Source organism: Legionella waltersii (assembly GCF_001468085.1).
Classification (GTDB): Bacteria; Pseudomonadota; Gammaproteobacteria; order Legionellales; family Legionellaceae; genus Legionella; species Legionella waltersii.
Genome location: NZ_LNZB01000060.1, coordinates 502,899 through 529,705 on the forward strand (window position 1 = coordinate 502,899; position 26,807 = coordinate 529,705).

Genomic DNA, 26,807 nt, shown 5'->3' on the forward strand with positions numbered 1-26,807 from the left:
AATATGGCTAATGATAAGACAGAACGTGAAATAATGGATAATTTTAAAAAATTAAAAAGTGCAAATCAAGAACTTGCAAAAGTACAGTTTTCATCTGAACTTGATAGGATGTGGACACAACACATGCAAGATCACTCAAACTCTAGATTAAAGCGTGACGGTAAATTAGAGGCTAAAAAACGTACTATCAATGACTCTGGCCATGAAGATACTTACCTTAATATGATGGGACAAATGGCTAAGAAATTTGCAAATCCAAGTCTGAATGGTTTTACCCAATGGATAACAGCCATGTTGGAATTAGTGAATTTATTTGAACTATTCGTAAGAGCATATGGACCAAGCGTTGCTGCCTATAGACATCAAGCAACCGATTTTATCTATGACCAGACTATTGAGCGCATAAGAAAAGCAGTTCACTATAAAGGATCTAGCGATCCAGATGTGAAAGGCTCTGAATTAGCATATAACGTGCATTTTGATAATAATAATAAATTAGTAATAGATCCACTTAAATCAATGTCTACAGGCAAACCATTTGATCACGATTTACCAAACCTAAGACCTGCTGCAGCCGCGCTAAATGAAGCTTTTGCTGATGGTATCAAATTATGGCTTAAGAAAAATGGGTATGAGGAAGACCCACGTAATCCAGGGACTTATAAAAATGGTGCACAACAACTTACAAAAGAGAGTTTTGAAGCTTTGAAAAGCGACCCTGAAAATGGATTGGCTAAGTTTTTGTCGGGTGACGCTGATTTAAGATTTTCACAAGCACCAGGTCCTTCTTAAAATTCGCACCGATTTACATCGGTATGCCACTATGAAACCTAAATAAACAATCTTTTGACAATATAAATGAATTTTCTATAGCTAAAAATTCAGCGGTACGCTTTTTAATATCTAAATGTTCACCATATAGAATTGATAGTTGTAAATAATCTTTAAAGTGTCGGCTCTCGGACTTGACTAATGACCTGTAAAATCGGCTTAAGTCTGGGTCACCAAGGTAAGGGATTACCGCATTAAATCGCTCGCAAGAGCGTGCTTCAATAATCGCTCCAACGATTAACTGATCACAAAGTCGCTCAATACCATCTTTATTCGTTACCTGTTTATGCAATGTCGATGCATACTCTGATGGTTGTATTGGACCATAGGGAATCTTTCTTGCTTTCATGATATCAAGCACTTTCTCAAAGTGAAGGAGCTCTTCGCGGGCCAAGGGAGACATTAGAGCAACTAATTCTTGTTTTTCAGGATACTTACTAATTAAACTAATCGCAGTTCCCGCTGCTTTTCTCTCACAATGAGCGTGATCAAGTAGTAAAGGACTTAAATTGTTTGGAACATTGTCTAACCAACTCTCGGGAGTGCTTACTTGCAAAAAATCGATTAATATTTGTAAATCATCATCTATTCGTTTTAACATAAAGAAATACACTATACTAGAAAATAGATGTCCTTATATCATATACCTATAAAGAATGAAAACTGGATGAAAAATGGAAGAAGCCACTAAAACAGATGAATTAGCCCATTGGTTTTCGACTTATGGAATTATAACCGCTGAACGTCTTTTAGGACATTATAAAATTTCATTACCTCAAATTGATCTTATTGATGCCATTAAAGTACCCACTAGTTTCTATCGTGTCTTATTACAGGTGTCATTACAACATGTGCTCAATGGCATCGTCATGCAGCAGGCGAATGATTATCACATCTATTGTCAGAAATTATTCATTGATTATCTACTTTCGGGAGAAAGTGGAAAATCTCCTGAGGAGCAGGGTGGCTCTACCCGAGAAGCTCTAGAAGAAGAAAGACAAGAGTTGGTGAAATTAGGGGAAGACTTTAACAAGCTTGAAATACAACATGATAATTTAATAGCCTCTAGCCAATCCTTTTTGATTGAATACACCAAGGAATGGAATGCGCTGTTTGAGTCCACATTGGATTCCATTCATTTGACTTATAAAAAAGATCGTTCAGACATTACCAAAGAGTTAGTCAGAAAAGCGATGAATTATGCGTTGACACATAGCGGAATCGCAAAATCGCAAAATGAGGTCGATGTAGAACGATTTATTGACTGTTTGACTACTGTTTCAAAAGTCACATTGGACGATACAAAGAAGAAGAAAATCATCAGTCAATTGAATGACCTAATCAATTACATGAGTAAAATGGAAGCGCAACTTGAGGAGTATATTATTGCTACTGAACAGGATGGAGTTAAAGCACGAGATTTTAGAAAGCAATTTTATGACGCTATTTTGCGTGTCTCTGAATTAATTAAATTATTGTCCGATTATAAAATTGATCCGATTCAAGATGCTATTAATAGAGAGCCTTTATATTTTGATCGTAACTTAGGTGGGGTTTAAATTAATAAAAATAGATACAGAAGAATTTTTATTAGCCAGATGCTTCAAAAATCATGTATAATAATGCACTTTTAATCTTATCGTTTTGGAGTGCATGATGGCCAAAGAATTAACCCTTTCAATTATCAAACCAGATGCTGTAGCTAAGTCAGTCATAGGTCAAATATACTCGCGTTTTGAAAATGCTGGTTTAATCGTTGTTGCTGCTAAAATGATGCAATTATCAAGAGAACAAGCGGAACACTTTTATGAAATACATCGCGCTCGTCCATTTTTCAAAGACTTGGTTGATTTTATGATATCTGGTCCTGTTATGGTTCAAGCTTTAAAAGGCGATAACGCGGTACTTAAAAATCGTGAAATTATGGGTGCAACTAACCCTAAAGAAGCTGCACCAGGAACAATCCGTGCTGATTTTGCCGACAGTATTGATGCAAATGCTGTACATGGTTCTGACAGTCTGGAAAATGCAGCTCGTGAAATAGCTTTCTTCTTCGAGCCTCATGAAATATGCGATAGATAATTGCTTTAGGAATAGCGATGGACTCAAAGAAAGTTAATCTATTGAATTACAACTATGCTCAATTACGAGAATTGTTATCATCATGGGGTGAGAAACCATTCAGAGCACAGCAATTGTTTCAATGGATTCATCAAATGGGTCTAAGCGATTTTTCCAAGATGACGAATATTGGGAAAGGACTAATCACTAAACTGTCCCAGCTAGCAACAATTTCACTTCCTGAGATTGTTGCATGTCAAAAATCAAGTGATGGAACTCATAAATGGTTGCTTAAATTGGAATGTGGAAACTGCATTGAAACAGTCTTCATTCCAGAAACCAACCGTGGCACTTTATGTGTTTCCTCACAAGTTGGTTGTGCGTTAAACTGTTCTTTTTGTTCCACAGCAAAACAGGGATTTAATCGAAATTTATCCACTGCTGAGATAATAGGTCAAGTTTGGATCGCGGCAAGAGAGTTATCACAATCAAACCCAGTGCACGAGAAAAAAATTACCAATGTTGTCATGATGGGGATGGGGGAGCCATTACTTAATTTTGATAACGTAGTTTCAGCAATGAACATGATGATGGATGACTTCGCCTACGGTTTATCTAAGCGTCGAGTCACATTAAGTACTTCAGGTGTACTACCTGAGTTGGAACGTTTGCGTGAAGTAAGCCCTGTTGCTTTAGCGGTGTCCTTGCATGCACCAAATGATGAGCTTAGAAATGTGTTAGTGCCGATCAATAAAAAATATCCCTTAGCTCAACTAATGGCTTTGTGTAAAACTTACTTTAAAAACGAACCACGACGAAAAGTAACCTTTGAATACGTTATGCTAAAAGGGGTGAATGATCAACTTGAACATGCTATGCAACTCATTAAACTTCTAAAAAATGTGCCTGCAAAAGTGAATTTGATTCCGTTTAATCCATTTCCTATGACCCAATATGAGCGTTCATCAAGAGAAACGATTGATGCATTTCGTGATAAACTAATACAGCACGGTATTAATACAATTACTAGAAAAACCAGAGGCGATGATATTGATGCGGCTTGTGGTCAATTGGCAGGGGAGGTTAAGGATAGAACAAGTAGATCTCAGAGATGGCAAAAACTCCATTTCATTCCTAAAGAAAATCAAGCCTCTGACGTTATTTGAACTTGATTCAATTCTGAATAGCTAAAAACAGCATTTTGAATGACTAATTCGTAACTATAATCCGAATTACTCAATATCAATCCGAGCCGCGACCGCAAGGGAGCGAAGCCGTTAGCATTATACACCAATACCCCACGCTCCACTCCCTTACGGCCGAGGAATCGACTCCTATTATAGTGCCCCAACTAATCTCTTCTCTGAAGGTTAGTAAACGGAGGTCGTGTGCTTCGCCGAATGGCGTTGCCTTAAGCAGCGTCATTCGTGAAAGCGGATAGTTCCGTATCCGCTTGCTGACGCGCGCGGCTCGGTTCACTCACTGCTGTGACTAGGATTTGATTCAGACAGCAAAGAAGGAACCGAGCCGCGCGCGTCAGCAAGCGGACCGATGCGGGCCGTATAGAAGAGCCTAATGACACCGCTAAAGGCAGCGTCATTAGGCGCAGTGCATGAGCTTTGGTATAAATGCTCTATTTTAAAAAATGAGTCGATTCAACAGCTCTTAGGGTCACGGCTCGGATTGGTTCTTGCTAAAATGTGGCGTAAGGTTACATTAAATCACCATAAACCATTTTTAATTTTACCGATAGCAGTTATAATGCCTGCTAATTATGACTGATAAAGGATGAAGGCGTTGAAAGGTCTTGGAATATTTATTATTGCATTTTGCTTAATATTGCAAGGTTGTAAACAAACTAAAGACAGCGATGATCAAGTAGTCGATAAAAGAGTAGATTTGAGCAAGGCAGCTAGTTTCAATGTGCAACTTGGTCTTGGGTACCTTAAACAGGGTGATAGACCCAGAGCTAAAAGAAAGTTACTGCTGGCGTTGGAACAGCAGCCAAACTCACCCGATGTGAATGCGTCATTAGCTTATTATTTTGAGCAAACAACGGAGATTGAACAAGCTAGAAAGTACTACAGTAAAGCACTTGCTCTCTCCAATGACAGTGGCGCACAATTGAATAATTACGGTACTTTCCTATGTCGTCAGGGTGATTACCAAGGGGCTGAAAAATACTTTTTAAAAGCAGTAAAGGACCAAAGTTACCTCAATACAGCAGCTGCGTATGAAAATGCAGGTTTGTGTGCCATAGAGATTCCTGATAATGCTAAAGCAATGTCCTATTTTCAAAAAGCACTCAATCAAGATCCATCAAGAAGACAGTCTCTTTATGAATTAACTAAATTAGAAAGCAAAATGGGCAAGGATGATGAAGCAGTGAAATTGCTCCAGCAGTATCCAGATCTGGTCTTGAATGATAAAGTTATGCTTTCTTTAGCAAAAGATATTGCCAATAAGGTTGGAAATACAGCTTTAGCGACTGAGTATGAAAGTAGCTTCAATAAATTGGAGCAGAGTAATATGAATAGTGGAGTAAGCGATGAATACAACAGCAGCAATGGATGAAACAGGTAACACCGAAATATCGAACCCAGGGTTAGAACTTGCAGCTATTCGTCAACAAAAGGGTTATTCTGTTGAATACGTAGCAAATAAATTACATTTAAGAGTAAGAATTATTGAGCTCATTGAGTCCGGCGATTTTAATTTACTGCCGCAACCTGTTTTCGTAAAAGGTTATTTGCGTGCCTACTCCAAATTACTTGGGGTATCTGCAGAGCCATTATTGGCTGTTTTTAATGAAATGCATCCTTATGAGAAAAAACCTGAAAGAACATTATGGCAAAGTAAAAAGGAAACCCATAAGGCTGAACATTTTATTCGGTGGTTTACCATTTTGTTTGCAGTAGGTGTCATGGTAGCAGTGGGTATTTGGTGGCAGAAAAATAAAGACGTTCAAATGAGTTATTCATCAAAAGAACAAGCCAGTGAAATCGCATCCACACAGGGAACTTCGGAATTAAAATTAACTGATTTATCAAAAATGCAATCATTATTGGTTCCAACCAATCCACAAATGTCGCCTATGGAGAAGCAGGGTGGTTGATCGTATTCAAGCAATTCGGGGTATGAATGACACGCTTCCTGAGTCTACTGACCTATGGCGCAGAATAGAAGAAACCTTTATCGACTGTCTATCCAGTTATAGTTACAGAGAAATACGGTTTCCACTCGTTGAAAGTACCCTTTTATTCAAAAGGACGATTGGGGAAGTTACTGATATTGTTGAAAAGGAAATGTACACCTTTAACGATTTAAATGGTGACAGCATTACTTTAAGACCGGAAGGAACAGCAGGATGCGTAAGGGCGTGCATTGAGCATGGACTTTTACATAATCAACAACAAAAATTGTGGTATATGGGGCCTATGTTTAGGCATGAAAGACCACAAAAAGGAAGATATCGTCAATTTACACAGTTGGGCGTCGAAGCTCTAGGTATACCTGGAACGGCAATTGAGCTGGAGCTGATTTCGATCTGTAGACGAGTCTGGGAAAAGCTTGGATTTGCAAAAAACGTTGAATTACAAATCAATACATTGGGTGAGTTATCAGAGCGCCAAAATTATCGAACCTTACTGATAGAATATTTACGAGATCACTTTGATCAACTTGACGAGGACAGTAAGCGTCGTCTAGATAGAAATCCGTTGCGTGTTTTAGATAGTAAAAACCCTGATTTGCAATTGTTAATTCAAAATGCACCCAAATTGATGGATGTTCTAGGAAATGAAAGTCGAGAGCATTTTCAATCGTTTTGCGATGGGTTAAATGCCTTGAAAATTCCTTTTTCAGTAAATCCCGTCCTTGTAAGAGGGTTAGACTATTACGGACAAACGGTTTTTGAATGGGTAACTGATAAGCTTGGAAGCCAAGCAACAATTTGTGCAGGAGGCCGATACGACCGATTGATAGAGTTTCTAGGTGGCTCCGCTACACCTGCGGTTGGATTTGCATTGGGATTGGAGAGAATATTCTTGCTGATGGAGAACTTAAGTTTACTTCATTTTGAACCTAAAAAAGAATCGGTGTATCTCATTGCTACCTCTTCAGAAGCCTTGCTAAAATCACTAATCCTTGCAGAAGAAATTCATAATGAACATCCCAATATGGAAGTAATAACAAACACTGTTGGTGGAAGTTTTAAAAGTCAATTTAAAAAAGCTGACAAGTCAGGAGCCCGATTGGCAATCATCATTGGTGATGATGAATTAACAAATAATTCCGTAAGTATAAAAGATCTCAGATCTGATGTAGAGCAGATCACAATCCCTAATACTAACGTTATACAATACTTAAAAGATTATATAGTTTAAGCGTGGGAGTTAACTATGTCTGTTTACATGACAGAAGAAGAACAGTTAGACCAAATTAAGAAATGGTGGCGTCGATATGGTAACATGATAACCATGACTTTATCAGTAATTCTATTATGTATTGCTGGCTATAGGTATTGGAACTGGCACCAGGATAAAATTAAACAGCAAGCTTCCGCTACGTATGAAAATATGATGGTCGCACTTTCAAATAAAAACATTAAATCTGTTAGGGCTTACGCAGGCGATTTAATTAAAAATTACAACAATACGATCTACTCAGACGTGGCACATATGACCATGGCAAAAGTGTATGTTGACAAGAGCAAACTTCCAGAAGCAATTCATGAGCTTCAGATTGTCGCAACTAATAGCAAGATGACACCATTAAAACAAATTGCTAAAATTCGTATCGCTAGGTTAATGGCAGGTGAAAAGTCATACACAAATGCACTCAATGAACTGAGTGTTGTAGATGATCCAATTTATTTACCTGTAATTAATGAACTAAAGGGTGATATTTATAGCGCAAAGGGCCAATACCAAGAAGCTATTAGCGCATATCGTGAAGCAATTAATGAAGTACGGACGAATGGCATGGGTAATTTGTTCCTTGAAATGAAAACCAATGAGTTGGCTGTAAAAACTCAATCAATGATGACTCAGGAAAAGAAGGTAAAATCCGCCTAATATTTGTAATTTAAGGTTAGATAGTTATGATGCAAAGAATTTTTTATGTCTTATTAATTGTACTGCTTCAGGGTTGTACAAAAATTGATGATTATATGTTGGGTAAGGACAATACTCCAAAACCGAAAGAATTGAAAGAAATTCAGTCTAATGTCAATGTTTCACAGAATTGGACTTCATCTGTAGGTAAATCCAGGAATGCAACTGAATACATGAAACTTAAACCTGTGATTCGGGGTAATCTTGTTTACACCGCTGATGCTAGCGGGGTTGTTCAAGCCCTTAACCAAACAGACGGTAAAATCAAATGGACAACCACCCTCAAAGATAGCATCGTCAGTGGCCCAACAATTGCAGATGGTTTTGTTGTAGTAAGCACTAATAGTTCTACTTTAGTTCTGCTTAACCAAGCCAATGGAAAAGAACTTTGGGAGAATAAAGTTTCTGCGGAAGTTCTTGCTCCTCCAGCCATTTCTCATCAAAAAATTATTGCAAAAACGATTGATGGAAAAGTATATGCTTTTGATGCAGTTACTGGTAAGCAACTTTGGGTTGCAGATCATGGTTCTCCAAGTCTGGTTCTTAAAGCCAGCTCTTCCCCCATCGTTCTAGATAACTTGGTGCTTATTGGTTATTCTGACGGTAAATTAGATGCATTGGAACTACAGACTGGACGACTAATTTGGCAGAGAAGCATAGCGTATGGTAATGGTGCCAGTGATGTAGAGCGTTTAGTTGATATTGATGCCGATCCCATTGTTAAGGGAAATATAGCCTATTTAGGTACTTACCAGGGTTATGTGGGAGCTCTATCCTTGACTGATGGTCAGTTCCTGTGGAGAAAGCCAGCTTCCATTTATAAGAACATGGTGATTAGCAAAGAGAATTTATATTACACGGATAGTCATGATGTGGTTTGGTCTTTAAATCGAAATACAGGGCAAGTGAACTGGAAACAAACTGCTCTTAAAGCAAGAGGACTGACTGAGCCAACACTAGTGAAAGGACACGTAGTTGTAGGCGACAAAGCCGGGTATTTGCATATGCTTTCTCCTCAAACGGGTGAGTTAATAGGACGAACTCAGGTCTCGGGTGCTGTAACTGTGGCACCCACAGTGTCTGGAAACTCAATGTATGTGCTAACAAATAATGGAATGCTCAACCAACTTTCTGTGAGCTAATCAAATGATACCAGTTATCGCCCTTATTGGGCGACCCAATGTGGGTAAGTCTACTCTGTTCAATCGATTGACAAAAACCCAGGATGCCCTAGTAGCTGACTTCCCAGGGTTAACTAGAGATAGACAATACGGCGAAGCTAAATTTCATGGTAAGTCATTTATTGTGGTTGATACCGGTGGGATAGGAGTCGATGATGCTGCTGTTGATTCCTTAATGTCAAAACAATCTACTGTAGCATTGAATGAGGCCGATGCAGTCCTTTTTATGGTTGATGGACGAAGTGGACTTACTGGCATAGATGAAGACATTGCTACAACATTAAGAAAGTTGAATAAAAAAGTCTACTTACTTGTTAATAAAACAGAGGGTTTAGATAAACATATTGTTTGCGCAGATTTCCAGTCATTAGGAATTAGCAATGTATATGCTGTTTCCTCAGCCCATGGCCAGGGAATCGAGCCTTTGCTCGAGGATATTTTACAAGATTGCACGAGCAATGAACATGAAAAAATTGATTTAAATGATATCAAAATTGCTTTTGCCGGGCGCCCCAATGTTGGAAAATCAACACTTATTAATCGAATGCTTGGTGAGGATAGAGTTGTTGTTTATGATATGCCTGGAACGACTCGAGACAGCATTGCTATTCCGTTTCAACGTGATGAACAACAATATACATTAATAGATACTGCTGGGGTCAGGCGAAAATCTCGTGTCGATGAAAAAATTGAAAAATTTTCAGTGATAAAAACACTACAAGCGATTAAAGAAGCACACGTTTGTCTGTTACTCATTGACGGTAAGGAAGGGATTACCGATCAGGATATGAATTTATTGGCATTTATTATTGAGTCAGGAAAGGCTCTTGTTATTGCAGTCAACAAATGGGATGGATTAGACGAAGAGCATAAAGAACATATTAAGTCAGAACTTTCGCGAAGACTTCATTTTGCTAATTTTGCAAGAATTCGATTTATTTCAGCGTTGCATGGGAGTGGTGTTGGCGGACTATTTAAAGATATAAACGATGCTTATACTTCAGCTGTTCAATCGTTTTCCACCCCGATGTTGACACGATTACTTGAAGATATTAGCACAAAGCATGCACCACCTTGTGTTGCTGGGCGTCGTATTAAATTACGTTATGCTCACCTTGGAGGCCACAATCCACCAGTGATTGTCATTCATGGTAATCAATTAAATTCTTTGCCTGATAGCTATAAGCGATATTTAAGTAATGAATACACAAAACATTTAGGACTAGTTGGAACTCCATTAAAACTTGAGTTCAGGGGAGGAACCAACCCCTTTGCAAATAAGAAAAATAAACTTTCACAAAGACAAGTGAATAAAAAGAAAAGGCTTATGAAGCACATTAAACGGAATAAGTAACTGTTTGTTGTTAGTTCCTAATTAATCTCGTAAAGTTAAAACATCGCATTTTGCATGATGAACGATAGAATTAGCTGTGCCACCTAGCGAAAATGTAATTCCAGAAGTTGAATGCGAGCCTAAAATGATAAGCTGACAGTTAAGTTCTTTGGCCTTATTAAGAATTTGCTCCTTAACTGAGCCCAATTCAACAAACAATTGATCATCAGGAAGATTTAATTGCTCGCCTAACATGGATAATACAGTCGTTGCATCTTCTTTTGACGGACTGGCCAGTTCAGTAAATCCAAGCCCTTGGGCAACCATAATGCTGGCAGGAAGCTCTATAACATGGATAAGGTACAAGGTCGCATGAAACTGTTTAGCAAGATTAGCCGCTTTTTCCGCTTGGGCAGTATGTTCTTTTAGAAGATCAGTCGCAAATATTATATTTTTATACATGTTTGTTCCCTCAAGATTTGCTCCTTATAAGTTAAGTGTAATCGATTCTGGTAAATTTACCTATTTTCAATACATTTATCTGCTCATGAATAAGTGAAGGAGACGGCTCTCCACTAGGGACCGTCCCGATCTCTCTTCTAAACTAAAATTAAACGCTACTGTGGAATGCAGGCTTGGTTCTCAAGCAATTCCACCTCTTGTGCTTTTTTCCCGCTACCTTCTGGTTTAAACAGTAGTAGATTACTGTTTTGAGCTGCTTTGATGCTTAAAGGTTTGGGGCTTGAAGCTATGAGCAATGATTCTCGAACTTTTTTATCATAACGTTGGGCTGTGTTGTACATAGACAACAATAGCTCAACACGTTCTTCAGAGATTTTATGTATGACGCCGATTGAAGCCGTTAATGTTGTATACGCAACAGATTTAGGATCAAATTTCTTCCGTAACTCAAGGGCTAACAATTCAGCCCCTTGCTTATGCACCATTGCTTCCCACAGTAATAATAGTGACAAAGGATACATTCTTCCTAAATGTGCGGCTACCTGCCAGGGTAACAAGCCATCGACGGATTTCTCCTTAAGATTATGAAGCTCAGGTAAAATCTGTAATATTCCCTTTTCTTCTTTTTCTGCAGATGCTCTATGCAACTCAGGTAAACCAAAGTTTGTAAAATCCAATTGAATATACTCTTCAAATACACGATGAAGGGTCGGTTCTGATCTGGCAAGAAGCTCTGGACTCTCTTTTTGTTTATTTTCTAATAATAAATGAGCCCCATGCAGCAACAAGCATCGAACCATTGCCTCGTTTTTCATCTTTACAGCGAGATGCAAAGGGGTGTTACCCTGTTTATTCGTTTGATTAACATGAACATTTTGGTTGCAGAGCCAACGCACAAGCTCTACATTTCCACTTAAAACCGCTTTATGTAAAACGGTGTCACGATTATAGTTTCTAGTACGTACACTTGCCCCTTGAGCCACCAAAGACTTTACCAAATCCAATAAGCCCTTATCTGCTGCTACATGGAGCAATGTATTTCCTTGTTTGTACTCGTAATTTCCAAAATCATATTGTTTATTAATTCGTTTCAATGCTTTCTTGGGTTCGATGGCTAGTAATTTTGGTACAACATCAATGTGTCCCATCTCTACTGCAAAAATAAGAGCCGCGTATAGACAGGTAGAAGAGAAATGTTGTCTATGATTGAGAACTAGATCAATGATTTTTGTATGTCCCTGAATCGAAGCAAATATCAATACCATGTCTAAATCATTAAAAAACTGCTTTGTTTTAGCCATTTTCGATAGCAACAAAGAAACTATTTCTACTTTTCCTCTTGCTGCAGCAATATCTATAGGACGTAAATTGAAGTTATTTCTCAATAAAGGGTTTGCGCCGTGATCAATTAACCATAGTGCGGCTTCCAGATTTCCTGTCATAGCGCACATATGTAGCATAGTATTATTTTCGGTATAGGTTTTATTAACTTGCAGACTGTCTTTTAAAGACTCTATGAGACTCCTATCTCCATAGACTACAGCCAGAGTGATGGGATCATATCCCATAGCATTTGCTTTATTGGTTACAATATGTTCTTGGGATAAAAGAAGTTTAGTTGTATCGGTTTGTTTATAATGCAAGGCAATGCTTAAGGCTGAATCACCGTGTGTATTTGTTGCATTGATATCTAAGTTTAAAGTCAATAACCATTCCACGACTTTAGTATGGCCATTGTAGGACGCTACCATTAATGGGGTATTGTCATTGAAATCCCTCTCATTTTCAGCTCCCTCCATGTACAGGAATTTTGCCATCTCTAATTGACCAAAATGACAAGCTAGTAGAAAGGGCGTGTATTGATTTGTTTGTAAGTTTGCGCCGTTTTCTATTAAAGTTTGCGCCATCTTAAGATTGCCTTCTTTAATAGCATAGTACAAAGGGGTATGCTTCTTTTCATCGAGGACATTGATATTATCTGTATTAATGCTGGTGCTTAGAACTAATTCTTCAAAATTCTTATCACTTGCTAATCTGGCTAAATCAAAAATATTCATAATTACTCCTAAATCCATTTATGAGCTATGTATGACATAAGGTGATCCTATTAATTGCAATGATAACCCATGTTTCCTGAACATCCATTTTTAATTTACTTGTTTTTTAAAGCACTGGCGAGATCAGGTTGATTTTAAGGATCGGATAAAATCATTACTAGTAATTTCTTCTAGCGGCATTAACACGAAATCTCGGAGTTTAAATAGCGGGTGAGGTATCGTTAATTTCTCTGTATTTATCAAGACATTTTCAAATAAAATAATATCGATATCAATGACTCGTGGTCCCCATCGTCGTTTTCTAATCCTACCCAGTTTTATTTCAATAAGCTGGCAATGTTTAAGTAATGAAAGGGGATCAAGAGTCGTTGTTAATTTAACAACAGCATTGCAAAAATCTTGCTGAACTGTCAAACCCCATGGTTTGGTCCAGTACAATGATGAGATTTTGATTACATTCGTTCTTGGAAGTTTTTTTAATGCCTTTATAGCTGATCTTAATTGTCTTTCAGGAAACTTTTGATTAGATCCAAGACTTAAGTAGCTTGTGTTCATGTTGAGGCTGGTTTGGGTTTACGACGCTTCCTTTTCTTTGAGGGTGAGTTAGGTGTTAATAATGCTAACATTTTTCCTTTTTCAGTATCGTCAACTTCCTGGAATGTTGTCCACCATTGAGCCAGCTCCATTGCTTCATCACCTGCAAGGGCTCTTAATGCCATAAAATCGTAAGCCGCTCTAAATCTTGAGTGTGAGAGAAGATGATAAGCTCTATTTCCCTGCCTTTTTTCAAATCGGTATTGCAATAACCAAATTTCTCTAATGACTTGGCTGTAACGCTTAGGGATAGATACTATTTTGTTTTGTTCAGCAATCACATGAGACATGGCCTTTTCAATTGACGGGAGTGGTGGTAAGCCTGTAGCTTGTAATTTTTTGGAATAATCTATCATTGGGAACCAGAGTATAACAGCAAAGATAAACGCTGGAGTAACGGGTTTATCATCTCTAATGCGAGTATCTGTATTTTCTAAAGCAATACCTAGTAAAGGATTTAGAGGATATTTAGAGTTAAATAGTTCGGTTGTTTGCGGAAACAGATATTGGAATAAGCCATATTTTACAAGCAATTGTTGGACTGTTTCTGCTTCTCCGCATTGATAGAGTTTTGTCATTTCATCAAAAAGTCTTGAGCTTGAGACGTGAGTTATCAGGTGACTGTACTCCGGTAAAGGGGCTTCTGATTCTTTTGATAAGTTAAAATGAAGCTTTGCAGCAAAGCGAATAGCACGTAACATACGAACTGGATCCTCTTTATAACGTTTGGTGGGATCCCCTATGACACGTATTGTTTTTTGCTGAATATCTTTTACACCACCAGTAAAATCAACTATTGATGAATCTTCGATGTTGTAATAGAGGGAATTTATTGTAAAGTCCCTTCGCCAGGCATCTTCATCAAAGGAGCCATATACATTATCTCTAACAATCATTCCTCGCTCATTGGATTGATGGTCCTCATCCATTTCATCACTTCCACGGAATGTGGCAACTTCAATAATTTCACGATGGAATAATATATGCACTAGCTTAAAGCGTCGTCCAATCACCCGTCCATTTTTGAATAGTGCTTTAACCTCACTAGGTGTGGCATTTGTAGCAATGTCAAAGTCTTTAGGCGCTTTATGTAATAATAAATCCCTAACACTACCGCCTACAATATAGGCTTGATATCCATTGCTGATTAGACGGTTAAGAACTTTTATCGCATTATTACTTATATCTGCTTTTGAAATAGTGTGTTTGTTTCTTGGTACTACAAAAGCTTCATTCACTGAAAGTTTTGTGCGCCTGTTCTTCCTTAACAGCTTTTTAATAAACTTAATGATTGTTGTGACTCTCTTAAATGTTTTCTACCCTATCATTATATCGAAGCTAATTACTAAAGGGAATCATTTACCTTTACAATTAATTTAGAGAGAATAATCTAAGGGATTTAGTATGTTTAATGCGATAATCAAAATGAAATAAGTTCAATAAAAGGGTGCAAATGGAAATTTTTGATGTTGTACTAAGTTTGTCTGCATTAGTTATTTTAGAAATTGTATTAGGTATAGATAATTTGGTTATTTTATCCATCCTAACGGAAAAACTTCCTACTGAAAAACGAAAAAAGGCAAGGCAATGGGGATTAACCTTTGCTTGGATGACTCGTTTATTATTATTAGCTACAGCTGCATCCATGGTAAAGCTAGTGCATCCACTCGTTACCATTGGTAGTCTAGTCTTTTCTACCAGAGACCTCTTTCTAATATTTGGAGGAGCATTCCTGATTTGGAAATCTACGGATGAAATTCATCATGATGTTGTAGATGAGCCTCTAGAACAGCCAATTACTACCCATCTTCGATCGGCAGCTACATTCAGAAATGTGGTGATACAAATTGCCACACTAGACATTATATTTTCCCTAGATAGCGTGTTAACTGCAGTCGGGCTAACTTCGCATTTTTGGGTAATGGCTTTAGCGATTACTATTGCAATTATTATCATGATTTGGGCAAGTGAGCCTGTCAGTCATTTTATATCGAAGCATCCAACAATAAAAATGTTGGCTTTAAGTTATTTGATATTGATAGGTATGGTTTTAGTGGCTGATGGTTTTCAATTCCATATTCCTAGAGGATACTTGTATTTTGCTATGGGTTTTTCTTTAGCTGTTGAATCACTCAATTTGATTAAAAGCGAACGAACTAAACGTAAGCGGTCTAAGGGGTAACTCATGTTATGGTTTAAAGCGTTCCATATTATTTCACTGGTTGCTTGGTTTGCTGGTTTATTTTACTTGCCTCGATTGTTTGTTTACCATGCCGAAGCAATGGATGACATCAGCATAAAGCGATTTAAAACAATGGAAAGACGTTTGTATTATGGAATAACTTGGCCCTCAGCAATTTTAACGACAGTTCTTGGGATTAGTTTACTATCATTCAATTATAACTATTATCTAAATGCACCATGGATGCACGCTAAGCTTACATTAGTGTTGCTATTGTGGATGTATCATTTGTTGTGTGGCCACTACCTTAAACGATTTGCGGTGGATTTAAATAAAAGGTCAACCAAGTTTTATAGAATTTATAATGAACTGCCTACTTTCTTATTAGTTGGTATAGTGATTTTTGTTGTTGTTAAGCCATTTGGTTAGTCTGTGTCAGTATGTTTTTTTAGTTAATCCACTTTCTTACTCGCGTAAGAAAGTGGATGGCGATCTTAATTATCAATCAAACAGACTGCTCCATTTCAATCATTTCAAAATCTTCTTTAGCGGCCCCACAGTCAGGACAGAACCAATTTTCGGGTACATCCTCCCATTTCGTACCAGGTTCTATTCCATCCTCAGGCCAACCTTCCGCTTCATCGTATATGAAACCACAAATGACACAAATAAATCTTTTATATTCTTGCATAATAGTACTCAACTCATAGTAGACACCTAATTTATCGACTGTGTCTATGGATGTAAAGATGCGAACGACTATTGTATCTAATTTTGCATTATAAATAAAATATATGTATGATTTGGGAGCACTTAATTGATCTCAAAGGATTACTATGACTCGATCAGCTGAATTATTTCATCAAGCCCAATCCATTATTCCCGGTGGAGTCAACTCTCCAGTTCGCGCATTTAAAGGTGTAGGAGGAGAGCCTATATTTTTTAAGGCAGGAAAGGGGGCTTACTTAACGGATGTTGATAATAAGCAATACATTGACTATGTAGGGTCATGGGGGCCTTTAATTCTTGGTCATTGCAATCAAGTGGTTATTGAGGCTGTAGAGAGAGCCCTGCATAGCGGTATGAGTTTTGGGGCACCAACTGAACTTGAAATACAATTGGCTGAAAAGATTATCTCCCTTATACCGTCCATTGAAAAAATAAGAATGGTAAACTCAGGTACAGAAGCTACGATGACCGCAATACGCCTAGCTCGTGGTTATACAAAACGAAATAAATTTATTAAGTTTAATGGCTGTTATCATGGACATAGCGATAGCTTACTCGTAAAAGCCGGCTCAGGATTACTTACACTTGGTATACCATCCACACCTGGAATACCCTCTAGCATCACTGAACATACTCTAACTGCAGATTTTAATGACCTAGATCAAGTGGAGCAATTATTTGCAAAATACCCAAATGATATTGCAACCGTTATTTTGGAACCTGTTCCAGGAAATATGGGGTTTATATTGCCTAAACCGAATTTTTTATACGGATTAAGACAACTTTGTGATGACTATGGTGCACTACTAATATTCGATGAAGTAATGACTGGATTTCGTGTAGGATTGCATGGCGCTCAAGGCCTTTATGGAATTAAACCAGATATAACAACTTTAGGAAAAGTAATAGGTGGAGGTATGCCCGTTGGTGCTTTAGGTGGCTGTACAGAGATTATGTCTCATCTCGCTCCAGAAGGTCCAGTCTATCAAGCAGGAACTTTATCTGGAAATCCTCTTGCCATGGCCGCTGGTTTAGCAACATTGACCGAAATAGAAAAACCTGGATTTTATGAACATTTAGCACAAACAACGAATCAATTAATAAACGCAATCAGCTCAGCTGCAGAGCAATGTAATGTACCTGTATTTACCGCTGCCCTTGGTGGTATGTTTGGCTTTTGTTTTACAGAAAAAAAACAGGTCGATAATTATTCGGATGTCGCTGCATCTGATGAAGTGATGTTTAAACAGTTTTATCACGGAATGCTCGAACAGGGTATTTATTTGGCACCATCCATGTATGAAGCTGGTTTTGTATCCATTGCGCATACGCCATTAGAAATTCAAAAAACATATGAAGCAAGTGTTCGTGTTTTGAAGGAAATAGAAAATAGTTAAATTCAATCAATTAAGCCAAATTTATGCCCTTGCGTTGTCAAGTATGATCCAATTGGGAGCCAGATAGGCAATTTAAGGGCATAATTCGTGCGGTCTAGAAAGCATTTGAGATGTAAAAATGTCAATATATTTAAATAAAAATATATATTTTTAATTCGCTGGACAGTTATTTTTTACCATGGCATATTCGATCTCCCACCAACGCAATGGAAAGCTAATCATGTCGATAATGAGTAAAAAAATGGATTTATGGAAATCGATGCCCAATGGCACTGCCGCTTTATTTTTTATACAAATTGTTGCTACTTTAAGTTTTAGTGTTCTTTACTCTACGCTGGTTTTATACATGAAAGGGAAATTGGGAATTCCCGTCGCTACAGCAAATAGCATAATGGGTGTATTTATAGCATTTAATTTCGCTCTTCACTTATTGGGTGGTTTTTGGGGGGGGAGATTAATGTCAAATAGAGCATTGTTCTGCGTAGGAATGATAGCTCAAGTAATCGGATGTGTGTTGTTGTCGTTTGGAACACAGTCATTTTTATATTATGGTCTTGCTGCCTTTTTAACGGGTTCAGGTTTAAATGTTACTTGCATCAACTGCATGCTAACGCAAATGTTTTCTCCCGAGGACAATCGCCGTGAAACAGCGTTTTTATGGAATTACGCTGGTATGAATGTAGGCTTCTTTATTGGGTTTACATTGAGTGGGATTTTTCAAATTTCTCAAAACTATCAACGTCTATTTTTATTAAGTAGTTTGGGCAATCTTATAGCTGTGTTGATTTGTTTCTATTTTTGGCAGCAATTGTCTGACATCAACACTGCCTATTCCCAAAAAACCAAGGAGGAACAACGTAAATCAATTCGCTATGGTATTTTATTTGTAATGATGTTGCCTTTGGCCATTAGCCAATTATTACAGTTTTCAAGTTTTGCCAACAAGCTTGTGATTTTAACGGGTGTAGCAATGTTGTTAGTCATACTTTACTTGGCTTATCAGCAACCTAACAAAATTGCAAAAGATAAAATCATCGGCTTTACAGTTTTGATGTTGGTTGGCACTGTTTTCTGGATGCTGTATCAAATTGGACCTATGGGTTTAACTGTATTTATTGATAATAATGTTCAGCGTCATTTTGGTGGTTGGGTTATAGCTCCACAATGGTTCCAAAATATCAATACCATCGTCATAGTATTTGGTGGCCCCTTACTCGGTATAATGCTAAATAGGATGCGACATAATGGTTCACAAATTAATATACCCGCACAATTCGCCTATGCACTGCTATTCATTGGGATTGCTTTTGCAATTCTACCGATTGGAATTGCCTATGCAAATCCTGACGGTATGGTTAACCCAAGTTGGGTTGTGACCAGTTTTGTTCTTCAAAGTATTGGAGAGTTATTAATTTCCCCGATAGGATATGCCATGATTGGTGCATTGGCACCCTCATCGCTACAGGGTGTGATGATGGGTATGTGGATGTTAAATACCGGAGTAGGTGCAACCTTATCAAGCTATAGTTCCAATTTAATGATTGTTGGTCAAAGTAGTAGCTCACCACTAGTGACAAATAGTGGCTATAGCAATGTGTTTTTAATGCTGGGTTTGTTTGCCATATTCTCATCAATGATTGTATTTATACTCGTACCAAAATTAAGAAAATTAACGAATGAGAATAAATTCTCGGACTGTACTGATTCTGTTAAATCGGTTAGTAGTAATAGAGTAGCTTTATGTGAGTAGTCACTTTATACCAATTCAAACGGCAGATCTTGAATGGAAACAGGATCTGCCTTATTCAAGACAGTTTAACGATATTTATTATTCTTCAGAAGGTGGGTTACAACAAAGTCGTTATGTTTTTATAGACGGCAATGATCTAATTAATCGTTGGAGAGCCCTTACTCAAAATCAAAAATCTTACTTTAATATAGGGGAAACAGGTTTTGGTACTGGTATGAACTTTCTTCTTACATGGAAATTGTGGGAGGAAAATGCCCCCTCAAACGCAACTCTTCACTATATTTCTTGTGAAAAACATCCATTAACTAAAGATGATTTAATAAAGTGTTTAAATGCTTGGCCTGAAATTGCTTCTTATGTTGATGATTTTATTGAGTTATACCCAGTATTAACACCCGGATTCCATCATCTACTATTTGCGCAAGGGAGAGTGAAACTAACACTTATGCTGGGTGATGCTCAGGAATGTTACGAGCAACTCCTAGTGTGCGGCCATCCTAAGTTAGAGCATGAAATTAGAACCCCTTTTATAGATGCTTGGTATCTTGATGGATTTGCCCCTTCTAAAAACCAAAGGATGTGGTCAGATTCATTGCTTAAAATCATTGCACAACTATCTCGAAAAGAAAGCACATTGGCTACTTATTCTGCTTCAGGCATGGTTAAGTTATCGCTAGCTAATGCAGGTTTTATGGTATTTAAAAGAAAGGGCTTTGGACCAAAAAGACATATGATTACAGCTCAGTTCACTGAGCCTCCACAAGAAAACAATAGGCCAATACACACACCATGGCATGCTAGTAAGCGATATCCAATTACTCAAAAATCAGCTCTCATCATTGGCGCAGGTTTAGCCGGTTGCTTTGTTGCTAATTCTTTGGCAAAACGTGATTGGAAAGTTACTGTACTGGAAAAACAACAATCCCTAGCTTTAGGGGGATCTGGGAATCAACAAGCTGTTATATTTCCCAAGCTATCCGCGTATAAGTCACCATTTACACAATTTATGCTTTATTCATTTCTATTTGCAAATCGCTACTATAAGCAACTGCTTAAAACAAATCCGATTGGCAAATTAACCGGCACATTACTACTTGATTATAATGAAAAAGAAAGAGCTGCACATCTTAGTTTAGTTGATTGGCTATCCTATTACCCCGAATTGGGTGAGTTAGTGAGCAGCATTCGTGCATCTGAGCTGGCTGGTGTAACTATACCCTGTTCAGGACTGTATATACCGATGTCAGGGTGGATTAATTCTCCAGAGCTGTGTCATTTATTAACGGATAATAAAAACATTCAGTTACTTTATGGTGAGGAAGTAAATAGCATTAATTATATGAATGGTAATTGGCATGTTAATGGTAGGGAGTCACCTGTTCTAATTCTAGCGAATGGGCATGAAGGAAGCTGTTTTCAGCAAACAAATTATCTACCCATCAAATCGATTGGTGGGCAGATGACAATGATTAAAGAATCGACCGCCAGTAAAAATCTTAAAATACCTATTTGTGGAGATGGTCATGTTTTGCCAAGCTACAAGGGCTGTCATCATGTTGGAGCCACTTATCATCTAACAGCAAATAAAGCTCATCTATCGGATGAAGATGATGTCTTGAATCAATTAAGATTAAAACACTTATCAGAACAGACCACTTGGTCTGATGCTCTAGTTAGTAGCTGGGCAGGAGTACGAGCAACTTCACCAGATTATTTGCCTATTGTTGGAGCTGTAGCAAAAGAAAATGAATTTTTACACACCTTTGCCACTTTAAAGAGTAATTCAAAACGATGGATTCCAAAGTTAGGACCTTATTATCAAGATTTATATATTTGTAGTGCTTTTGGATCAAGAGGGCTAACCACAGTCCCTTTAGCCGCTGAATGGCTTGCATCAATGATCAACAATGAGCTTTCCTTTCTCCCAAGACATTTAATTCAAGCGTTATCGCCAGCTCGCTTCCTACGTAAAAAAATAATACATGGAATTTAGAAAATCAATTGAGAAGAACTAGGCATTGGAGCATAATATTAAGCCTTTAGGGTCAATGGAGTAATATGAATGACCAGATCTATGGGGACAGCATTTAGAACCGCAGTAAAGGATGACAAGCCTCTGCAAATACTAGGAACCGTTAATGCTTATTCTGCAATGCTTGCAAAATCATCTGGTAGTAAAGCAATTTATTTATCTGGGGCAGGGGTTGCAAATGCTTCTTATGGCATTCCAGATCTTGGGATGACGAGTCTTCCTGAAGTATTAGAGGATGCAAGAAGGATAACTCAGGCATGTGATTTACCTTTACTTGTGGATATAGATACTGGTTGGGGTCATGCATTTAACATAGCAAGAACAATCAAGCAAATGGAAAAGGCTGGGGTAGCAGCCGTTCATATCGAAGATCAAGTGCTTGCTAAGCGATGTGGTCATCGACCTAATAAAGCGATTGTTTCAGCTTCTGAAATGGGAGACAGGATCAAAGCGGCTGTTGATGCACGTGAGGATTCCAGCTTTGTAATTATGGCACGGACAGACGCTTATGCTGTCGAAGGTATGAGTGCTGCCATTGATAGAGCTGCATTGTGTGTGGAACTAGGTGCAGACATGATTTTTCCCGAAGCCATGACTACTCTGGAGGAGTACAAGAAGTTTGTTCAAGCCATCCATGTACCTATTCTTGCAAATATCACCGAATTTGGTAAGACCCCATTATTTACTAGAGATGAACTAAGTAGTGTAGGCATATCAATGATTTTATACCCGCTAAGTGCATTTCGATCAATGTCCCTTGCAGCTTTACACACCTATCAAACAATTATTGATACAGGAACTCAAAAAGCAGTAATAGACAAAATGCAAACACGAAATGATTTGTATGAAATACTTGGTTATCACCATTATGAACAGAAACTAGACCAATTGATGGGAGAAGAGAATGAGTAATAAAACTGGAGGTTTAGCCGGTGTAGTAGCTGGCCAATCAGCGATAGCCACGGTTGGCTTAGAAGGAAAGGGGTTGAACTACAGAGGTTATTCTATAAAAGATCTCGCTAACTCTGCCAGTTTCGAAGAAGTAGCTTATTTACTTCATTATGGAGCTTTACCAACCCAAATGGAGCTCAGTCAATACATCAATAAATTAGTGAACTTACGTGCTCTACCTGAACATTTAAAATCTGTTTTGCGTTTAATCCCTAAAAACACTCACCCAATGGATGTTCTAAGAACAGCATGTTCTTTTTTGGGAACCATTGAACCTGAGGAAACGTTTAAACAACAGTATGATATTGCCGATCGTTTGCTTGCTTTATTTCCAGGAATTATGTGCTATTGGTATGCTTATCAATTTCAAAATAAAGAGATTTCGGGACTGAGTGATGAAAAAACTATAGGCGGACATTTTCTATCTTTGTTGCATAGCAGAAAGCCAAGCAAACTTGAAACGGACATGATGAATGTTTCATTGATCCTCTATGCTGAACATGAGTTTAACGCCTCTACCTTTGCAGCTAGAGTAACAGCAGCCACACTTTCAGATTTCTACTCTGCGATTACCAGTGCAATAGGGACGTTAAGAGGACCTTTGCATGGTGGTGCTAATGAAGCCGCTATGGAATTGCTTGAACAGTTTAAATCCCCAGATGATGCTGAAGAGGGTTTGCGCAAGAAATTAGCCAATAAAGAATTAATCATGGGCTTTGGTCATCGAGTATATACAACTTGTGATCCACGTTCAGACATTATAAAGCAATGGTCATTCAAACTAGGTGAGGAAAAGGGTGATTTATTGCTTTATCACATCTCAGAAAGGGTTGAAAAAATAATGTGGGATGAAAAAAAGTTATTTCCAAACCTCGATTTTTATAGTGCATCAGCCTATCACTATTGCGGTATTCCAACCCATTTATTCACACCAATTTTTGTAATGTCACGAATTACTGGATGGTCTGCTCATGTATTTGAACAAAGAGCTAATAACAAATTAATCCGTCCCACGTCCGAATACATCGGACCAGATTCAAGGGTTTTCCCTGCTATTAATACAAGAGGATAATATGCACAATTATGTTGAAGACAATATCAAACCTGATTATGAACAGGTGTTTATTGATATTGCAGATTATGTTTTAAGTAAGAAAATTGATAGTGTACTTGCCTATGAAACAGCAAGATTGTGTTTAATGGATACACTAGGCTGCGGAATTTTAGCGCTTAATTTTCCTGAATGTACTAAATTATTGGGACCAGTTGTACCTGGTGCAGAGTTAAAAGGTGGTGCACGAGTACCTGGCACCTCTTATGAGTTAGATCCAGTTCAAGCCGCGTTTAATATAGGAACAATGATCCGATGGTTAGATTTTAATGATACTTGGCTTGCAGCTGAATGGGGTCATCCATCTGATAACCTAGGGGCTATTTTAGCCGTCGCTGATTATTTATGTAGACAAAATTGTTCAAATGGTAAAGCCCCTATAACAATGCAAGATGTTCTTACTGCTATGATTAAAGCCCATGAAATTCAGGGGTGCTTGGCATTAGAAAATAGTTTTAACCGTGTTGGTTTGGACCACGTTATCTTGGTTAAAGTTGCTAGTGCTGCTGTTGCGGCACAAATGTTTGGTGCCGATCGAGATACCTTGTTACGAACTTTATCTCAAGTTTTTGTTGATGGACAAAGTTTAAGAACTTATCGGCATGCGCCCAATGCTGGATCGAGAAAATCATGGGCTGCAGGTGATGCAACTTCACGCGCAGTTCGACTGGCATTGATTGCAAAAGCCGGTGAGATGGGTTATCCAAGTGCTTTATCTGTGCCAACTTGGGGATTTTACGATGTTTTATTTGGTAAGAAACCCTTCAAATTTCAAAGGCCATACGGTAGTTATGTCATGGAAAATGTGTTGTTTAAACTGTCCTATCCTGCAGAGTTTCATGCTCAAACTGCAGTGGAATGTGCCGTGCATTTGCATCCTATAGTTAAAGAACGATTTGACGACATCTCAAAAATTGAACTAGTTACTCATGAATCAGCCATACGGATTATCAGTAAACAAGGCGTTTTGCATAATCCTGCAGATAGAGATCACTGTTTACAATATATGGTAGCCATTGGTTTACTGTTTGGTGACTTACAGGCGGAGCATTATGAAAATAATGTTGCAGCTGATCCTCGAATTGATGCATTAAGAGCTAAAATGCATGTCACTGAAAATGAACATTTTTCAAAGGACTATCATGACCCTGATAAACGCTCAATTGCTAACAGCATTAAATTGATTTTTAAAGATGGTACAGAAACTGATTTGATTACTGTTGAATACCCTATTGGGCATATGCGGAGAAGGGAGGAGGGTATTCCAGTATTGGTTTCTAAGTTCAGGAAAAATCTCAGTACAAAGTTCTTGCCAGATAGAGTTGAAAAAATCGTTCAGGCCATGAATGATACAAATACTTTATCAGCGATGAAAGTTTCAGATTTTATGGCTTTGTGGTCGCTTTAATCCTAACAAATAAGTGGTTGGGTACAGTCCCAACCATTAATTCTAGGGTTGCATAGCCACTGTTAGATTACTATTTTCATCTTGTTTACACAAAATACCTATTGCAGCAGTAAATATTGAGCCTATAAAATCAACAAGATTAATTATTGGGCTTGCAACAGTTGCTAGTACCATGGCTGCAGTAAAAATTACAGACTTAAGTGATAATTCCATTGATTTTTGAAACTCTTGAAAGCTTCTATTGATTACTAGGTTATATATCCCTTGAAGCAGATACACCATTGTATCAAGTAATAGCTCAAGGCTAATTAAGCTTAAAGCAATAGGTGCGCTGATTGGCGCGTAACATTTTTTTAGGGTCATTGGAGTAAAAAAAATGGGTGAAAAACTAGGTGTTTCACTAAATAACTCATCAAGTAGATCTTCAGTGACACCTGTTTGAGATTTTAGAAATTCATTTAGAGAATCTAAACTATCTGATACAGCCATAAAATACATCCTAATAAGAGTAAAGATAGATGGCAGCGAAAATACACAAATAAGTGAACTATTGCAACCATGATTTCTATATGAGACAAATTGAATAATTAAAAATCCATCCGGATTAATTGGTTAAAACAAGTTCATAGCAAAAAGCAACATTAGTAAAGCTCTCTCATTTAGCAATGTGATTAAATGAGTCATTATCTTGCTGAAGCTCTTTTTAAATTTTGCGTTGTATGCCGGCAATCGAGAGAACTTTTGTTGAAATTTCTTCAATAGAAAATTTTGTCGAATTAATATAGGGTATGTTTTCTCGCTTATACATTGCTTCTACTTCGGAAACTTCTAATCGACATTGTTCACTTGATGCGTATTTGCTATTAGGTCTTCGTTCTGATCGTATTTGTTGCAATCGTTGTGGATCAATTGTTAATCCAAATAGCTTATGTTTAAAGGGTTTTAAACTATCTGGTAATTTAAAATGAGAAAGATCATCTTCAGTAAATGGGTAGTTAGCAGCAAGGATGCCGTATTGGAGAGCCATATATAAGCAGCTCGGTGTTTTACCACACCGTGAAACACCTATTAAGATAATGTCAGCTTTTTCATAGCCCTTTATTTTAATTCCATCATCATGCGACAAGGCAAAATCAACGGCCTCGATTCTATGAGAGTAAGATTGGATATTCGCTACACCATGTGTTTTTCCTACTGTATAGGAGGATTTTTCAGAAAGCTCCTCTTCTAGTGGGCCAATAAAAATACTGAATAAATCAAAAAAACGGGCGTTCGCTTTTTTAATCGCTTGTCGTATTTCTTGATTTACTAATGTCATAAATACTAATGGCTTACATTGGCTTTCATCAAAACTAGCATTTATTCTAGCAATAACGGACTCCGCTTTTTCAATCGAGTCAATATAGGGTATTGTGATTTTATTGAACTTAATATTTTCAAACTGAGTGATGAGACTATTCCCTAGCGTTTCAGCTGTAATACCGGTGCCGTCAGATAAAATAAAAACATATCGCTCCATAAATAACCCTTTCAATCAGCAAGTTAATCCTTATTCTAACGTTTAAAAACTATAATTGGAAATTGTACTTATCACTAGGTATCTGCTATCTTAAT

General features: G+C 37.7%; 27 protein-coding genes. 19 read left to right on the plus strand and 8 right to left on the minus strand.

Going from position 1 to position 26,807, the window contains the following annotated elements; translation table 11 throughout:
* Nucleotides 1-3 precede the first annotated feature (3 nt).
* Entirely contained in the window at nucleotides 4-792 is a 789-nt protein-coding gene (locus tag Lwal_RS15410) for a hypothetical protein (RefSeq protein WP_058481678.1), read from the plus strand.
* A 13-nt stretch (nucleotides 793-805) separates the two neighbouring features.
* Here Lwal_RS15410 and Lwal_RS15415 read toward each other — a convergent pair whose 3' ends face one another.
* On the minus strand, nucleotides 806-1,432 hold the full coding sequence (locus tag Lwal_RS15415; RefSeq protein WP_058481679.1) for a MiaE family protein: 627 nt from the start codon (nucleotides 1,430-1,432) through the stop codon (nucleotides 806-808).
* Between the two features lie 73 nt (nucleotides 1,433-1,505).
* Here Lwal_RS15415 and Lwal_RS15420 point away from each other — a divergent pair, with 73 nt between their 5' ends.
* The 10 genes from Lwal_RS15420 to der all read left to right on the plus strand — a co-directional run bounded on the left by Lwal_RS15420 (nucleotide 1,506) and on the right by der (nucleotide 10,541).
* Nucleotides 1,506-2,390: a hypothetical protein gene (locus Lwal_RS15420; RefSeq protein ID WP_058481680.1), complete on the plus strand. Its 885-nt coding sequence runs from the start codon at nucleotides 1,506-1,508 to the stop codon at nucleotides 2,388-2,390.
* Between the two features lie 97 nt (nucleotides 2,391-2,487).
* Nucleotides 2,488-2,913 carry a nucleoside-diphosphate kinase gene (ndk, locus tag Lwal_RS15425; protein ID WP_058481681.1) on the plus strand — a complete coding sequence of 142 codons (426 nt, stop codon included), beginning with the start codon at nucleotides 2,488-2,490 and terminating at the stop codon, nucleotides 2,911-2,913.
* 17 nt (nucleotides 2,914-2,930) lie between these two features.
* A complete protein-coding gene (rlmN, locus tag Lwal_RS15430) occupies nucleotides 2,931-4,058 on the plus strand; it encodes a dual-specificity RNA methyltransferase RlmN (RefSeq protein ID WP_058481682.1) in 1,128 nt (375 codons plus the stop codon).
* 409 nt (nucleotides 4,059-4,467) lie between these two features.
* On the plus strand, nucleotides 4,468-4,674 hold the full coding sequence (locus tag Lwal_RS15435; protein ID WP_058481683.1) for a hypothetical protein: 207 nt from the start codon (nucleotides 4,468-4,470) through the stop codon (nucleotides 4,672-4,674).
* Between the two features lie 6 nt (nucleotides 4,675-4,680).
* Complete coding sequence (gene pilW, locus Lwal_RS15440; RefSeq protein WP_058481684.1) at nucleotides 4,681-5,466, plus strand: type IV pilus biogenesis/stability protein PilW; 786 nt, start codon at nucleotides 4,681-4,683, stop codon at nucleotides 5,464-5,466.
* Entirely contained in the window at nucleotides 5,441-6,007 is a 567-nt protein-coding gene (locus Lwal_RS15445; protein WP_058481685.1) for a helix-turn-helix domain-containing protein, read from the plus strand. Before pilW ends, Lwal_RS15445 begins: the two co-directional genes overlap by 26 nt.
* On the plus strand, nucleotides 6,000-7,277 hold the full coding sequence (gene hisS, locus Lwal_RS15450) for a histidine--tRNA ligase (protein WP_058481686.1): 1,278 nt from the start codon (nucleotides 6,000-6,002) through the stop codon (nucleotides 7,275-7,277). The genes Lwal_RS15445 and hisS overlap by 8 nt, the downstream gene beginning before the upstream one ends.
* A 15-nt stretch (nucleotides 7,278-7,292) precedes the next feature.
* The gene (locus Lwal_RS15455) at nucleotides 7,293-7,967 is read left to right on the plus strand and encodes a YfgM family protein (RefSeq protein WP_058481687.1); all 675 of its coding nucleotides are present in this window, start codon (nucleotides 7,293-7,295) and stop codon (nucleotides 7,965-7,967) included.
* 26 nt (nucleotides 7,968-7,993) lie between these two features.
* Complete coding sequence (bamB, locus tag Lwal_RS15460) at nucleotides 7,994-9,148, plus strand: outer membrane protein assembly factor BamB (RefSeq protein ID WP_058481688.1); 1,155 nt, start codon at nucleotides 7,994-7,996, stop codon at nucleotides 9,146-9,148.
* Between the two features lie 4 nt (nucleotides 9,149-9,152).
* Nucleotides 9,153-10,541 carry a ribosome biogenesis GTPase Der gene (gene der, locus Lwal_RS15465; protein ID WP_058481689.1) on the plus strand — a complete coding sequence of 463 codons (1,389 nt, stop codon included), beginning with the start codon at nucleotides 9,153-9,155 and terminating at the stop codon, nucleotides 10,539-10,541.
* 21 nt (nucleotides 10,542-10,562) lie between these two features.
* Here der and Lwal_RS15470 read toward each other — a convergent pair whose 3' ends face one another.
* From Lwal_RS15470 to pcnB, 4 genes are all read right to left on the minus strand, one after another.
* The gene (locus tag Lwal_RS15470) at nucleotides 10,563-10,982 is read right to left on the minus strand and encodes a universal stress protein (RefSeq protein ID WP_058481690.1); all 420 of its coding nucleotides are present in this window, start codon (nucleotides 10,980-10,982) and stop codon (nucleotides 10,563-10,565) included.
* Between the two features lie 155 nt (nucleotides 10,983-11,137).
* Nucleotides 11,138-13,039: an ankyrin repeat domain-containing protein gene (locus tag Lwal_RS15475; RefSeq protein WP_058481691.1), complete on the minus strand. Its 1,902-nt coding sequence runs from the start codon at nucleotides 13,037-13,039 to the stop codon at nucleotides 11,138-11,140.
* Between the two features lie 123 nt (nucleotides 13,040-13,162).
* The gene (folK, locus tag Lwal_RS15480; protein ID WP_058481692.1) at nucleotides 13,163-13,594 is read right to left on the minus strand and encodes a 2-amino-4-hydroxy-6-hydroxymethyldihydropteridine diphosphokinase; all 432 of its coding nucleotides are present in this window, start codon (nucleotides 13,592-13,594) and stop codon (nucleotides 13,163-13,165) included.
* Nucleotides 13,591-14,904: a polynucleotide adenylyltransferase PcnB gene (pcnB, locus tag Lwal_RS15485; protein ID WP_058481693.1), complete on the minus strand. Its 1,314-nt coding sequence runs from the start codon at nucleotides 14,902-14,904 to the stop codon at nucleotides 13,591-13,593. The genes folK and pcnB overlap by 4 nt, the downstream gene beginning before the upstream one ends.
* 182 nt (nucleotides 14,905-15,086) lie before the next feature.
* Between pcnB and Lwal_RS15490 the strand changes: the two genes are divergently transcribed.
* Together Lwal_RS15490 and hemJ are read left to right on the plus strand one after the other, a co-directional pair.
* Nucleotides 15,087-15,815, plus strand: coding sequence for a TerC family protein (locus tag Lwal_RS15490; RefSeq protein WP_058481694.1), 729 nt, complete (start codon nucleotides 15,087-15,089; stop codon nucleotides 15,813-15,815).
* Nucleotides 15,816-15,818: 3 nt separating this feature from the next.
* Entirely contained in the window at nucleotides 15,819-16,244 is a 426-nt protein-coding gene (hemJ, locus tag Lwal_RS15495) for a protoporphyrinogen oxidase HemJ (protein ID WP_058481695.1), read from the plus strand.
* A 76-nt stretch (nucleotides 16,245-16,320) separates the two neighbouring features.
* Here hemJ and Lwal_RS15500 read toward each other — a convergent pair whose 3' ends face one another.
* Nucleotides 16,321-16,506 (minus strand): rubredoxin, encoded by a 186-nt coding sequence (locus Lwal_RS15500; protein ID WP_058481696.1) that lies wholly within the window; start codon nucleotides 16,504-16,506, stop codon nucleotides 16,321-16,323.
* Between the two features lie 145 nt (nucleotides 16,507-16,651).
* Here Lwal_RS15500 and hemL point away from each other — a divergent pair, with 145 nt between their 5' ends.
* The 6 genes from hemL to Lwal_RS15530 all read left to right on the plus strand — a co-directional run bounded on the left by hemL (nucleotide 16,652) and on the right by Lwal_RS15530 (nucleotide 25,193).
* Nucleotides 16,652-17,941 (plus strand): glutamate-1-semialdehyde 2,1-aminomutase, encoded by a 1,290-nt coding sequence (gene hemL, locus Lwal_RS15505; protein ID WP_058481697.1) that lies wholly within the window; start codon nucleotides 16,652-16,654, stop codon nucleotides 17,939-17,941.
* A gap of 220 nt (nucleotides 17,942-18,161) precedes the next feature.
* Nucleotides 18,162-19,691: a peptide MFS transporter gene (locus Lwal_RS15510; protein ID WP_058481698.1), complete on the plus strand. Its 1,530-nt coding sequence runs from the start codon at nucleotides 18,162-18,164 to the stop codon at nucleotides 19,689-19,691.
* Nucleotides 19,684-21,684, plus strand: coding sequence for a bifunctional tRNA (5-methylaminomethyl-2-thiouridine)(34)-methyltransferase MnmC2/FAD-dependent 5-carboxymethylaminomethyl-2-thiouridine(34) oxidoreductase MnmC1 (gene mnmC / locus Lwal_RS15515; RefSeq protein WP_058481699.1), 2,001 nt, complete (start codon nucleotides 19,684-19,686; stop codon nucleotides 21,682-21,684). The genes Lwal_RS15510 and mnmC overlap by 8 nt, the downstream gene beginning before the upstream one ends.
* A gap of 69 nt (nucleotides 21,685-21,753) precedes the next feature.
* The gene (prpB, locus tag Lwal_RS15520; protein ID WP_058481700.1) at nucleotides 21,754-22,635 is read left to right on the plus strand and encodes a methylisocitrate lyase; all 882 of its coding nucleotides are present in this window, start codon (nucleotides 21,754-21,756) and stop codon (nucleotides 22,633-22,635) included.
* Nucleotides 22,628-23,746: a bifunctional 2-methylcitrate synthase/citrate synthase gene (prpC, locus tag Lwal_RS15525; protein WP_058481701.1), complete on the plus strand. Its 1,119-nt coding sequence runs from the start codon at nucleotides 22,628-22,630 to the stop codon at nucleotides 23,744-23,746. Before prpB ends, prpC begins: the two co-directional genes overlap by 8 nt.
* A gap of 1 nt (nucleotide 23,747) precedes the next feature.
* Nucleotides 23,748-25,193: a bifunctional 2-methylcitrate dehydratase/aconitate hydratase gene (locus tag Lwal_RS15530; protein WP_058481702.1), complete on the plus strand. Its 1,446-nt coding sequence runs from the start codon at nucleotides 23,748-23,750 to the stop codon at nucleotides 25,191-25,193.
* A 42-nt stretch (nucleotides 25,194-25,235) separates the two neighbouring features.
* Here the strand turns inward: Lwal_RS15530 and Lwal_RS15535 are convergent, their stop codons facing one another.
* Both Lwal_RS15535 and ppsR read right to left on the minus strand, forming a co-directional pair.
* Nucleotides 25,236-25,682 (minus strand): hypothetical protein, encoded by a 447-nt coding sequence (locus Lwal_RS15535; protein WP_058481703.1) that lies wholly within the window; start codon nucleotides 25,680-25,682, stop codon nucleotides 25,236-25,238.
* A gap of 214 nt (nucleotides 25,683-25,896) precedes the next feature.
* Nucleotides 25,897-26,712 carry a posphoenolpyruvate synthetase regulatory kinase/phosphorylase PpsR gene (ppsR, locus tag Lwal_RS15540; RefSeq protein ID WP_058481704.1) on the minus strand — a complete coding sequence of 272 codons (816 nt, stop codon included), beginning with the start codon at nucleotides 26,710-26,712 and terminating at the stop codon, nucleotides 25,897-25,899.
* Nucleotides 26,713-26,807: the final 95 nt, after the last annotated feature.

Coding starts and splice junctions, on each gene's coding strand:
- Lwal_RS15410 (WP_058481678.1), top strand. CDS start 4: ATGGCTAATGATAAGACAGAACGTGAAATAATGGATAATTTTAAAAAA.
- Lwal_RS15415 (WP_058481679.1), bottom strand. CDS start 1,432: ATGTTAAAACGAATAGATGATGATTTACAAATATTAATCGATTTTTTG.
- Lwal_RS15420 (WP_058481680.1), top strand. CDS start 1,506: ATGGAAGAAGCCACTAAAACAGATGAATTAGCCCATTGGTTTTCGACT.
- ndk (WP_058481681.1), top strand. CDS start 2,488: ATGGCCAAAGAATTAACCCTTTCAATTATCAAACCAGATGCTGTAGCT.
- rlmN (WP_058481682.1), top strand. CDS start 2,931: ATGGACTCAAAGAAAGTTAATCTATTGAATTACAACTATGCTCAATTA.
- Lwal_RS15435 (WP_058481683.1), top strand. CDS start 4,468: ATGACACCGCTAAAGGCAGCGTCATTAGGCGCAGTGCATGAGCTTTGG.
- pilW (WP_058481684.1), top strand. CDS start 4,681: ATGAAGGCGTTGAAAGGTCTTGGAATATTTATTATTGCATTTTGCTTA.
- Lwal_RS15445 (WP_058481685.1), top strand. CDS start 5,441: ATGAATACAACAGCAGCAATGGATGAAACAGGTAACACCGAAATATCG.
- Lwal_RS15455 (WP_058481687.1), top strand. CDS start 7,293: ATGTCTGTTTACATGACAGAAGAAGAACAGTTAGACCAAATTAAGAAA.
- bamB (WP_058481688.1), top strand. CDS start 7,994: ATGATGCAAAGAATTTTTTATGTCTTATTAATTGTACTGCTTCAGGGT.
- der (WP_058481689.1), top strand. CDS start 9,153: ATGATACCAGTTATCGCCCTTATTGGGCGACCCAATGTGGGTAAGTCT.
- Lwal_RS15470 (WP_058481690.1), bottom strand. CDS start 10,982: ATGTATAAAAATATAATATTTGCGACTGATCTTCTAAAAGAACATACT.
- Lwal_RS15475 (WP_058481691.1), bottom strand. CDS start 13,039: ATGAATATTTTTGATTTAGCCAGATTAGCAAGTGATAAGAATTTTGAA.
- folK (WP_058481692.1), bottom strand. CDS start 13,594: ATGAACACAAGCTACTTAAGTCTTGGATCTAATCAAAAGTTTCCTGAA.
- Lwal_RS15490 (WP_058481694.1), top strand. CDS start 15,087: ATGGAAATTTTTGATGTTGTACTAAGTTTGTCTGCATTAGTTATTTTA.
- hemJ (WP_058481695.1), top strand. CDS start 15,819: ATGTTATGGTTTAAAGCGTTCCATATTATTTCACTGGTTGCTTGGTTT.
- Lwal_RS15500 (WP_058481696.1), bottom strand. CDS start 16,506: ATGCAAGAATATAAAAGATTTATTTGTGTCATTTGTGGTTTCATATAC.
- hemL (WP_058481697.1), top strand. CDS start 16,652: ATGACTCGATCAGCTGAATTATTTCATCAAGCCCAATCCATTATTCCC.
- Lwal_RS15510 (WP_058481698.1), top strand. CDS start 18,162: ATGTCGATAATGAGTAAAAAAATGGATTTATGGAAATCGATGCCCAAT.
- prpB (WP_058481700.1), top strand. CDS start 21,754: ATGACCAGATCTATGGGGACAGCATTTAGAACCGCAGTAAAGGATGAC.
- prpC (WP_058481701.1), top strand. CDS start 22,628: ATGAGTAATAAAACTGGAGGTTTAGCCGGTGTAGTAGCTGGCCAATCA.
- Lwal_RS15530 (WP_058481702.1), top strand. CDS start 23,748: ATGCACAATTATGTTGAAGACAATATCAAACCTGATTATGAACAGGTG.
- Lwal_RS15535 (WP_058481703.1), bottom strand. CDS start 25,682: ATGGCTGTATCAGATAGTTTAGATTCTCTAAATGAATTTCTAAAATCT.
- ppsR (WP_058481704.1), bottom strand. CDS start 26,712: ATGGAGCGATATGTTTTTATTTTATCTGACGGCACCGGTATTACAGCT.